The sequence below is a fragment of the Hungatella sp. genome (assembly GCF_046966825.1).
In genome coordinates this window covers 1-3,356 of the sequence record NZ_JBKVCZ010000260.1, presented here as the reverse complement: position 1 = coordinate 3,356, position 3,356 = coordinate 1, and the positions used below count along the sequence as shown (strand labels likewise).

At 52.5% G+C, this 3,356-nt stretch carries 4 protein-coding genes; all 4 read left to right on the top strand.

All coding sequences use genetic code 11. The annotated features are described in order from the left end of the window. Nucleotides 1–761: sulfatase/phosphatase domain-containing protein (locus tag ACLTD4_RS33465; RefSeq protein ID WP_412331961.1), on the top strand; the 761-nt coding region annotated here is incomplete at its 5' end. 22 nt (nucleotides 762–783) lie between these two features. Next, on the top strand, nucleotides 784–1,611 hold the full coding sequence (locus ACLTD4_RS33460; RefSeq protein WP_117621670.1) for a purine-nucleoside phosphorylase: 828 nt from the start codon (nucleotides 784–786) through the stop codon (nucleotides 1,609–1,611). 13 nt (nucleotides 1,612–1,624) lie between these two features. Further along, nucleotides 1,625–2,293, top strand: a complete 669-nt coding sequence (gene deoC, locus ACLTD4_RS33455; protein ID WP_117621671.1) for a deoxyribose-phosphate aldolase — start codon at nucleotides 1,625–1,627, stop codon at nucleotides 2,291–2,293. Between the two features lie 187 nt (nucleotides 2,294–2,480). Continuing rightward, nucleotides 2,481–3,356 (top strand): hypothetical protein (locus tag ACLTD4_RS33450; protein ID WP_412331960.1); only part of this gene is annotated, 876 nt, incomplete at its 3' end.

Genomic DNA, 3,356 nt, shown 5'->3' with positions numbered 1-3,356 from the left:
ATACGTATCTGGGAAAGGTGCTGGATATGATGGACGAGTATGACCTGTGGAAAGACACCATGCTGATCGTCAATACGGATCACGGCTTCATGCTGAGCCAGCATAACTGGTGGGGAAAGATGATGATGCCGTATTATAATGAGCTGGCGCATACGCCGCTTTTCGTCTGGGATCCGAGAACCGGAGTCTGCGGGGAACGCCGTCAGGCGCTGGTACAGACTATCGATCTTGCCCCAACCTTATTGGAGTATTTCGGGCTTCCAATTCCGGCGGATATGGAGGGACGTCCGCTCCGTGAGACGATTGAGAGCGATAAGAAGATCAGAGATTATGCGCTCTTTGGCCAGCATGGAATTCATGTAAATATCACAGACGGCAGATACGTGTATATGAGATGTCCGATGCCGGATAAGGAACAGGAGCTCTTTAACTATGTGGTGGAACCGACCAGCTATCCGGGAGCAATCACGGTGGAGGAACTGAAAACGGCGGTTCTCCACGGGGGATTTTCCTTTACAAAGGGCTGTCCCATGCTGAGAATAAAGGGCGGCTACGGTATCCGTACGCTGGGATTTCCGCCGAGATCACTGATGGAATACGGAACTTTACTTTATGATACGGAGACAGATCCGGGCCAGGAGCATCCTTTGGAGGACAAGGCGACTGAGGAGCGGATGATCCGGAACATGGTGCGTATGATGAAGGAAAATGACGCGCCGGACGAGCAGTATGTAAGACTCGGATTGGAGCAGTGGGTCTAAAAGAAGGATTGGGGATACAGATATGTTAAATGAAAGAGAGATCATCGAAAATAGTATTGGGATTATTAGGGGAAAGACAGATTTTGTGCCTGAGATCGGCCTGATTCTTGGAAGCGGCCTGGGTGACTACGCGGAGCAGATTGAGAATCCGGTGGTGATACCGTACGGGGAGATTCCGGATTTTCCGGTCTCCACGGTGGCGGGGCATGCAGGACAGTTTGTGCTGGGAACCTGCAAAGGAAAGAACGTCATTGCGATGCAGGGCAGAGTCCACTATTATGAAGGCTACAGCCAGAGAATGATAACGCTTCCGGTGCGAATTATGAAGCGGCTGGGGGTTCAGTACATGGTGCTGACCAATGCCGCAGGGGGCGTAAACCGGAATTTTGATCCAGGTACACTGATGATGATTCGGGATCACATCAATTATTCGGGCGGAAATCCGCTGATGGGAGCGAACTGGGAAGAGGACGGACCGCGCTTTCCCGATATGACCCGGGTATATGCGGCGGAACTGCGGACTCGTCTGCGGAGCGCTGCTGCGAAGAAGGGTATTAAGCTGGAGGAAGGCGTCTATATGATGTTTTCAGGGCCATGCTATGAAACTCCGGCCGAGGTTCGGCTGGCAGGAATCCTGGGCGCCGACGCGGTCGGAATGTCAACCGTGCCGGAAGCGATCGTCTGCGCGCACTGCGGAATTCCGGTGATTGGAATCTCCTGCATTACCAACTTTGGTGCCGGAATTCTGGAACAGCCGCTGAATCATAAGGAAGTGGTGGAGACCGCAGCGAGAGTGAAAAAGACGTTTGTGGAGCTGCTGAATACGATTCTGGAGGAAGTGATCGGATAGAAAGGAAGAACGGATGGATCAGAAAATTTTAAGCGCGGTGGATCATACCCTGCTGACACAGACAGCAACATGGGCAGAGGTAAAACAGATTTGTGACGATGCAGTGGAGTACCGGACCGCATCCGTCTGTATTCCGCCTTCCTATGTGAAACGGGCAAAGGAGTATGTGAGAGACCGGATGAAGGTCTGCACGGTTATCGGGTTTCCCAACGGATACCAGACAGCGGAAGTGAAGGTGTTTGAGACGGAGGATGCGGTAAGGAACGGAGCGGATGAGATTGATATGGTGATTTCAATCGGTGCGCTAAAGGATGGCGATTATGAGACCGTGAAGTCCGAGATTCAGGCTGTGAAGGCGGCGTGTAAGGGACGGATTTTAAAGGTAATCATAGAAACCTGCCTGCTGACAGAGGATGAAAAGATTACCATGTGCCGGATCGTATCGGAATCCGGAGCCGATTTTATCAAGACCTCCACCGGATTTTCAAAAGCGGGTGCGACCTTCGGGGATATCGCATTGTTTAAAGCCCATGTGGACGCTGGCGTGAAGATTAAGGCAGCAGGAGGAATCGGAAGCGAAGCGGATGCAGAAAAGTTCCTGGCATTGGGAACAGACCGGCTTGGAACCAGCCGGATCGTGAAGCTGGCCAAGCAGGAGCATGTGGAGAGCGATTCCTATTAAAAGGCATCAGCCTGATAACAGGGACTCATATAGGGGCAGAAAGAAACGAACCAGGCGTTTTAAACGCCTGGTTTTTCGTGTACGGATAGACGAGTGCAAGAAAAACTTAATTTTACAGATACTCGTTCGTGCTGTATAATAGGTAAATATATACAGATTTACAAACAGACAGAATGGGAGGCAGGATATGGAAGAAGACAGGCTGTATGGATATGATGGTCCTGATTCCAGAAGGGAACCGGTGGAGGAAGGGCTGACACCAGCGGAAGGGCTGACACCAGCGGAAGGGCTGGCCGGCGCGGGAGAAAGACCGGTGAATACAGAGGAAGGACCGGCGAATATAGAAGAGGGACGGGCAAATGTAGAAGAGAGTCGGGCAACTGCAGAAGAGAGTCGGGCAACTGCAGAAGAGAGTCCGGTAAATGCAGAAGAGAGTCGGGCAACTGCAGAAGAGGGTCTGGTAACTGCAGAAGAGAGTCCGGCAAATGCAGAGAAAGAACTGGCGAATGCAGAGGAAGATTCGCCAGCTGCCGCAGAAGAACCAGCAGCAGAAGACGCAGCTGACCGTTACGACACGCAGAACAGCGGAACGGGATCTGATTTCCATGAGTTGAATGGATATCCGGATACCGGAAGCAGACAGTATGAGAGCTGGGGCAGAGAAGAATACAGGCAGAACGATAACTGGCAGCAGGACAACCGCGAGAGGGGCGACTGGCAGCAGGACAACTGGCAGCAGGACAACCGTCAGCAAAACAACTACCAGCAGCCCAACTACCAGCAGCCCAACTACCAGAACAGCTATTACCGGGACGAATACCGGCAGGCGGCTAATCCTGCGTATACGCAGCCTCAAAAGCAGAGCAGCATGGCGTTGGCTTCCCTGATCATGGGGATCATCGGGATCGTCACCTCCTGCTGCTGTTACGGCGGGGTGATTTTTGGCAGCCTGGGAATCCTGTTTGCGCTGTTGTCGAAGGCAGGGGACACGATGGAGGGATACGCCAGGGCGGGTCTTATCACCTCGGTGATCGGGCTGTTTCTGGCGGCCATGGCTTTGATA